Annotated in this window: 5 protein-coding genes and 1 pseudogene; 5 read left to right on the forward strand and 1 reads right to left on the reverse strand. The window is 75.2% G+C overall.

The features are described 5' to 3' along the window. From ACFE60_RS16550 to ACFE60_RS16560, 3 genes are all read left to right on the forward strand, one after another. Nucleotides 1-2,093, forward strand: a 2,093-nt coding sequence (locus ACFE60_RS16550) for a DNA polymerase III subunit gamma and tau (protein WP_375389959.1), incomplete at its 5' end; no start/stop codon positions are given. A gap of 4 nt (nt 2,094-2,097) precedes the next feature. Then, nucleotides 2,098-2,697 carry a recombination mediator RecR gene (gene recR / locus ACFE60_RS16555; protein ID WP_375389960.1) on the forward strand — a complete coding sequence of 200 codons (600 nt, stop codon included), beginning with the start codon at nt 2,098-2,100 and terminating at the stop codon, nt 2,695-2,697. Between the two features lie 169 nt (nt 2,698-2,866). Further along, complete coding sequence (locus tag ACFE60_RS16560; protein ID WP_375389961.1) at nt 2,867-3,697, forward strand: alpha/beta fold hydrolase; 831 nt, start codon at nt 2,867-2,869, stop codon at nt 3,695-3,697. Nucleotides 3,698-3,779: 82 nt separating this feature from the next. On the opposite strand, the gene ACFE60_RS16565 is transcribed toward ACFE60_RS16560, so the two are convergent. After that, nucleotides 3,780-4,841: a glycosyltransferase family 2 protein gene (locus ACFE60_RS16565; protein ID WP_375389962.1), complete on the reverse strand. Its 1,062-nt coding sequence runs from the start codon at nt 4,839-4,841 to the stop codon at nt 3,780-3,782. Between the two features lie 103 nt (nt 4,842-4,944). Here ACFE60_RS16565 and ACFE60_RS16570 point away from each other — a divergent pair, with 103 nt between their 5' ends. Continuing rightward, on the forward strand, nt 4,945-6,315 hold the full coding sequence (locus ACFE60_RS16570) for a polysialyltransferase family glycosyltransferase (RefSeq protein WP_375389963.1): 1,371 nt from the start codon (nt 4,945-4,947) through the stop codon (nt 6,313-6,315). 60 nt (nt 6,316-6,375) lie between these two features. Continuing rightward, nucleotides 6,376-6,520 (forward strand): annotated as a pseudogene (locus ACFE60_RS16575) (aspartate kinase); the annotation flags it as partial.

The following is a 6,520-nucleotide window of genomic DNA, read 5'->3' on the forward strand; positions in this document are numbered from 1 at the left end:
CCGCCCTCTACCGCCGCTACCGGCCTGAGGCCTTCGCCGAGCTCATCGGGCAGGCGCACGTGACCGATCCGCTGCGCACCGCGCTGCGCACCGACCGCGTCAACCACGCGTACCTGTTCAGCGGCCCGCGCGGCTGCGGCAAGACCACCTCCGCGCGCATCCTCGCGCGATGCCTGAACTGCTCCGAAGGCCCGACGGACACCCCCTGCGGCACCTGCCCCAGCTGCCTCGAGCTGGGGCGCGGCGGCGGCGGATCGCTCGACGTCGTCGAGATCGACGCCGCGAGCCACAACGGGGTCGACGACGCCCGCGACCTGCGCGAGCGCGCGGTGTTCGCCCCCGCGCGCGACCGGTACAAGATCTTCATCCTCGACGAGGCCCACATGGTCACCTCGCAGGGCTTCAACGCTCTGCTGAAGATCGTGGAGGAGCCGCCGGAGCACGTGAAGTTCATCTTCGCGACGACCGAGCCGGAGAAGGTGATCGGCACCATCCGGTCCCGCACGCACCACTACCCGTTCCGGCTCGTCGCGCCCGCGCAGCTGCTGGAGTACGTCGCCCACCTCTGCGCGGAGGAGGGCGTCCAGGTCGAGGCCGGAGTGCTGCCGCTCGTCGTGAAGGCCGGCGGCGGCTCGGTGCGCGACACGCTCTCCCTGCTCGACCAGCTGATCGCCGGGTCGGAGGGCGCCAGCGTCGAGTACGAGCGGGCGACAGCCCTGCTCGGGTACACGAGCGCGTCGCTCATCGACGAGGTCGTGACCGCGGTGGCCGAGCACGACGCCGCGGGCGCGTTCTCGGGCGTCGACCGCATCGTGCAGACCGGCCAGGACCCGCGGCGGTTCGTCGAGGACCTGCTGGAGCGGATGCGCGACCTGATCGTCGTCGCGGCGACGGGCGATGCGGCGGCGAGCGTGCTGCGCGGCGCGCCCGCCGACCAGATCGCCGCGCTGTCCGTGCAGGCGCAGCGGTTCGGCGCAGCCGAGCTCTCCCGCATCGCCGACACCGTCTCGGACGCGCTCGACGAGATGGTCGGAGCGACGTCGCCGCGGCTGCATCTCGAGCTGATGGTCGCTCGTATGCTCGTACCGGCATCCGATGCTGGCGCTGCGACCCGCATCGAGCGGCTCGAGCGCCGCGTCGGGGTGGAGGCGGCCGCGCCCGCCCAGCAGGCGGTGCGCGCCGCCGCTCCGCCCGTCGCGGCGGCCGCCACCTCCCCGTCGTTCGACGTGCCGCCGCCGTCCGCGCCGGTCCGCCCGTCGCTGCCGGCCGCGGCCGCGCCTGCCGTGGTCGTCCCTCCCGTCGCCGTCCCTCCCGTGTCCGCGGCCGGTTCGGCGCCCGCCGCCGCAGCTCCACCGGCCGCCGCGCCGACCGGGGCCGCGCCGGTCGCCGCTCCCGCCGAGAGCGCGACGCCGGCACCGGCGATGACCGTGCAGCACGTGCGCGACTCCTGGCCCGCGATCCTCGAGACCGTGCAGCGGGCCAAGCGCAGCGCCTGGGCCGTGGTGTACACCTCCTACCCGCTGGCGCTGCAGGACGACGTGCTGACGCTCTCGTTCCTCAGTCGCAGCGACGTCGAGGGGTTCAAGCGCCCCGCGCAGACCGGCGGCGGCGTCAGCGAGGTGCTGCGCACCGCGATCCTCGACGTGCTCGGGGTCCGGGTGAAGTTCCTGCCGAAGGTCGACGGCGGCGCGTCGAGGCCGGCCCCGCCGACGGCGGAGGTCCCCCCGGTGGCCGAGACGCCGCCCGACGACCCCGACGACGTCCCGCCGCCGCCCGACCCGGTCGATCGCGCCGTCGCGCCGCCCACCGCCGCGATCCCGGTCGTGCGCGCGCCCGCCCAGGCGGTCGCCGCGCCCGCGCCGATCCGGTCCGAGCCGCTGCCCCCCTCCGGCTGGGGCACCGTGGCGCCGGAACCCGAGCCGGAGCCGGACGAGGAGCCGGAGATCGAGCCGGTGGGACCGGCCGCCTCGGCGCCGCCCGCCCGCCCGGTGCGACCGGACGAGCACCAGCGCTACGGCGAGGCCGTCGTGCGCGAGATCCTCGGCGCGAGCTTCCTCGAGGAGACCGCCGTCGTCCCGACCGAGGTGAGGTGACGCCGTGTACGAGGGCATCGTCCAGGAGCTGATCGACGAGCTCGGCCGCCTGCCGGGCATCGGCCCGAAGTCGGCGCAGCGCATCGCGTTCCACATCGTGCAGACCCGCGGGTTCGAGGTGACGCGCCTCGGCGAGATCCTGCTCGAGGTCCGCGAGAAGGTGCGGTTCTGCTCCCTCTGCGGCAACGTCGCGGATCAGGACCGCTGCGGCATCTGCCGCGACGCCCGCCGCAACCGCGCCACGATCTGCGTCGTGGAGGAGCCGAAGGACGTCGCCGCGATCGAGCGCACCCGCGAGTACCGCGGGCTGTACCACGTGCTCGGCGGCGCGCTCAGCCCCATCGACGGCATCGGGCCCGACGACCTGCGGATCCGCGAGCTCGTGCAGCGCCTGGCCGACGGCGAGGTGCAGGAGATCATCCTCGCCACCGACCCGAACATGACGGGGGAGGCGACCGCGACATACCTGTCGCGCCTGCTGCGCACCATGGAGGTGCCGGTCAGCCGGCTCGCCTCCGGGCTGCCCGTCGGCGGCGACCTGGAGTACGCCGACGAGGTCACCCTCGGCCGCGCCTTCGAGGGCCGCCGTCTCGTCGACCACTGAGGCGCCCCGGCTGGAGCTCATGAGCACTTCGGCAGGCTGCTCGCGCTTCAGCAGGCTGCGCGGGCCGTCACCGGCCTGCTGAAGTGCGGCTGGCCTGCTGAAGTGCTCGAGAGCCGTGCCGGCGTGCGCGCCGCCGCGGCGCCGGAGGGGGCCGGGGTTACGATCGCGCATGCTCGTCCCGATCGGCGCAGGCACCACCATCTCGGTCACCGACACCGGCCGCGGCCCGGCCGTCGTGCTGCTGCACGGCTGGCCCGTGACGGCCCTCCACTGGCGCCACGTCGTGCCGGTCCTCCTCCGCGCCGGGTACCGCACGATCGAGGTGGAGGCGCGCGGGCTGGGCGAGGACTCCACCGGCCGCGGCGACCACGCGAAGGCGACCCTGGCCCGCGAGGTGCTCGCCGCCCTCGACGCGATCGCGGTGCGCAGGTTCGCCGTGCTCGGCCACGACGTCGGTGCCACGATCGCGCTGCTGATGGCCGCGCAGCAGCCGGACCGCGTCGCCGCGATCGCGGTGGAGGAGGAGGTCCCGCCCGGCATCGAGGTCGCCGAGCCCGGATCCACCTCCTACCCGTCCTGGCACCGGCCGCTGTTCACGGCGCCGGAGGGGGTCGCGGAGCGGCTGCTCGCCGGCCGGCTGGACGCGACCGTCGACGCCTACCTCGGCGGCAGCAGCGGGCCCGCCGGTCTCGACTTCGACGCGCACGTCAACTACATGAGCGCGTACGCCTCCGACGCGCGGCTGGCGTCGACCCTGGCGCTGTACCGCGCCGAGCCGGAGGACGCCTCCGCGGTCCGCCGGGCCGTGCGGCGGCGGCTGCCGATGCCCGGCCTCGCGATCGCGGGCCGGTTCGGCCGCGGCAGCCAGGTCGCGGAGGCGCTGTCGCACTCGGTGGCCCGGGTGCACTCGGTCGTGGTGCACGACGCCGGCCACTACCCGGCCGAGGAGGCGCCCGATGCGGTCAACGGGGCGCTGATCCCCTTCCTCCGCGCGGCCTGACCGCGCCGACCCGGCGTGGTCCGACCCGACCCGACCCGACGCCGCGCGACCCTGCGCTCGCCGACCTCGCGGAACCCCCGACTCAGCGCGCCGCCGCGCCGGGCAGCGTGTTCGGGTCGACGTCCTGCGCGACCTCGGCAGCGGCCTGCCTGCGCGACAGCTGCAGCCGGTCGACGTCCGGCACGGTCAGCCCGAGCCGCACGAGCAGGTCGACGTCGGCCCGCGACATCATCACGAGGGTCTTCCGCAGCAGCGCCTGCGGGAGGCGGGCCAGCACCGCGGCGTTCCGGCGCGCCTGCTCGAGGCGCGCGGGGGCGTGCAGCCGCTCGGCCGCGCGGTGCTGCGACAGCAGGATCGACAGGTAGCCGCGCCACACCTTCGGCAGCAGGCGGTCCGCCTCCCGGTCGGCCGACACGGCGTCGAGCGCGTGCGTGAGCGAGTCGAAGTAGTGCAGCTGCCGGGCGTCGCCGATCTGGGTCAGGGAGGTCGCGACGCCGCGGCGATACCGCACGCCGTTCAGGTCCTCGAAGCTCATCCGCCCGTCGGCGAGCACGACCCGCCACCACCAGTCGCGGTCCTCCGCGGTCAGCAGGTCCTCGTGGAAGCGCAGGTCGTGCTCCAGCAGGAAGTCGCGGCGGTACAGGCCGCTCCAGGCGGTCGGGAAGTCCACGATCGTCGGCCGGTGCACGGGCAGCACGTGCTCGCGGGCGAGCACGACGCGGCCGCGCACGCCGATCGGGTTCCGCACCACCTCGCGCAGGTTCCCGGTGACCCGGGTGTGGTCGACGCGCAGCACGTCGACGTCGCGCTCCTCGAACCGCGCCAGCGCCCGGTCGAGGTAGCCGGGCGCGATCCAGTCGTCGCCGTCCAGGAACGTCACGACGGGCGCGGAGGCGGCGGCGACGCCGGCGTTCCGGCCTGCCGACAGCCCGGTGGTCGCGTCGAGGTGCAGCAGCCGGGCGTGGGGGAAGGAGGGGAGCGCGGCCTCCGCGATCGCCGCGGTGTCGTCGCGGGAGTGGTCGTCGATCAGCAGCAGCTCGACGTCCCGCCGCTCGGTCCGGCGCAGCGTGACGAGCAGGGTCGGCAGGTAGGGGGCCACGTCCTGCATCGGGACGACGACGGAGAGCCGGGGAGCCGGTGGCACGGGCAGCAGGACCTTCCGCCGAGGACGAGGGCGGCCACCGTGTCACCCGCCGGTTGCCGGCCGGTGGACCGCCGGTAACCGGCGGGCGCTACGGTCCCGCCCCGTGCAGCACGTCTTCGAGGTCGCGACCGGGTTCGGGCTCTGCGGGGTGGCCGCGATCATCGACCGCTTCGACGTCGGCCGGCCGGAGGACCGCGTGCTGCTCGTCGCGAACACCGTGCCGGCAACGGAGGCGTCCCCCGCGGTGCACGAGTCGCCCGAGTACGCGGCGCTGCTGTCCCGGTTCGGCCGCATCGTCTCCCTGAACGACCTCATCGCGCCGGAGCACCCCTTCGGCTGGTCGCCCGCACCCGACACGCACCACGCGCGACTCGCGACCGCGCAGCTGCTCGCGGCGTGCGGGATCGCGGCGGGGGAGCCGCACACCCTGTGGATCGAGTCGATCCAGGGCACCGCCTCCCAGTCCCTCGCCCGGCTGTTCGACACCGCCCGCATCCACATCTACGCGGACGGGCTGATGACCTACGGGCCCACCCGCATCGAGGTGCCGTCGCTGATCGGCGACCGGATCGACGCCGTCGTGCACCTCGACCTGGTGCCCGGGCACGGGCCGTGGGTGCTGCGCGAGTTCGCGCCCGACTACCGCACCGTCCCCGTCGAGGACCTGCTCGCGGTGCTCGGCGAGATCGGCGGCATCGAGGTCGCGGGCGTCGACGGCCCGGTGTCGGTCGTCGTCGGGCAGTACCTGGCCGACCTCGGGCTGCTCACCGTCGAGCAGGACGCGCTGCTGCTCGAGCGCATGGTGCGCACGGCCCTCGCCGCGGAGCCCGAGCTGCCGGTGCTCGTCCGGGCGCACCCGCGCTCCTCCGGCCGGGCGGTGCGCGGGGTCGTCGACGGGCTGGTCGCGGAGGGGCACGACGTCCGGCTGCTGCCCACCGGCGGGCTGGTCGAGACCCTCTTCGACGCGCTCGACGTGCGGCTCGTCGTCAGCTGCTTCTCCACGGCGCTCTTCACCGCGCGGGCGATGGGGATCCGCACGGTGTCCGTCGGGGCGGCGTCCGTGCTCCGCACCCTGCGGCCGTACCAGAACAGCAACCGGATGGCGATCGTGCTGGCGGACCTGCTGCACGAGTCGGTGCCGCTGGCGGGAGGTCCGATCCGGCCGGCGGAGACCGATCCCGCGATGGTCGACCTGGTGATGGCTGTCACCGCGCTCAGCATGCAGCCGGGCGTGCTCGAGCACCTGCACGGCGCGAACGACGAGCGGGTGCTCGCCCTGCCGGCGCCGCGGCTCGCGGTGCTGCGGCGTTACGTCTCTACGGAGCGCCTGCTGCGGCTGATCCCCGGGCTGCCCCGGCCGACCCCGTCCCTCCGGAGGCGCGTGCGGACGCGCGCCGCGCGGGTACCTGCCCTGCGCACCGCGTGGCGCGCCGCCCGCCGCGCGAGGGCGGCCTGGTCCGGCGCCCTCCGCTGAGCGCCGCCGACCCGCCGGTACACTGGTGCGCCGCCTGCGGGCGGAAGGGAGGGCGGTGCCGTGGCGCTGGTGGTGCAGAAGTTCGGCGGGTCGTCCGTGTCCGACGCCGAGAGCATCAAGCGGGTCGCCAAGCGCATCGTGGAGACGCGGAAGGCCGGCAACGAGGTCGTTGTCGCCGTGTCCGCGATGGGCGACACCACCGACG

This window comes from uncultured Amnibacterium sp., assembly GCF_964245895.1.
In the GTDB taxonomy this organism is placed as follows: Bacteria; Actinomycetota; Actinomycetes; order Actinomycetales; family Microbacteriaceae; genus Amnibacterium.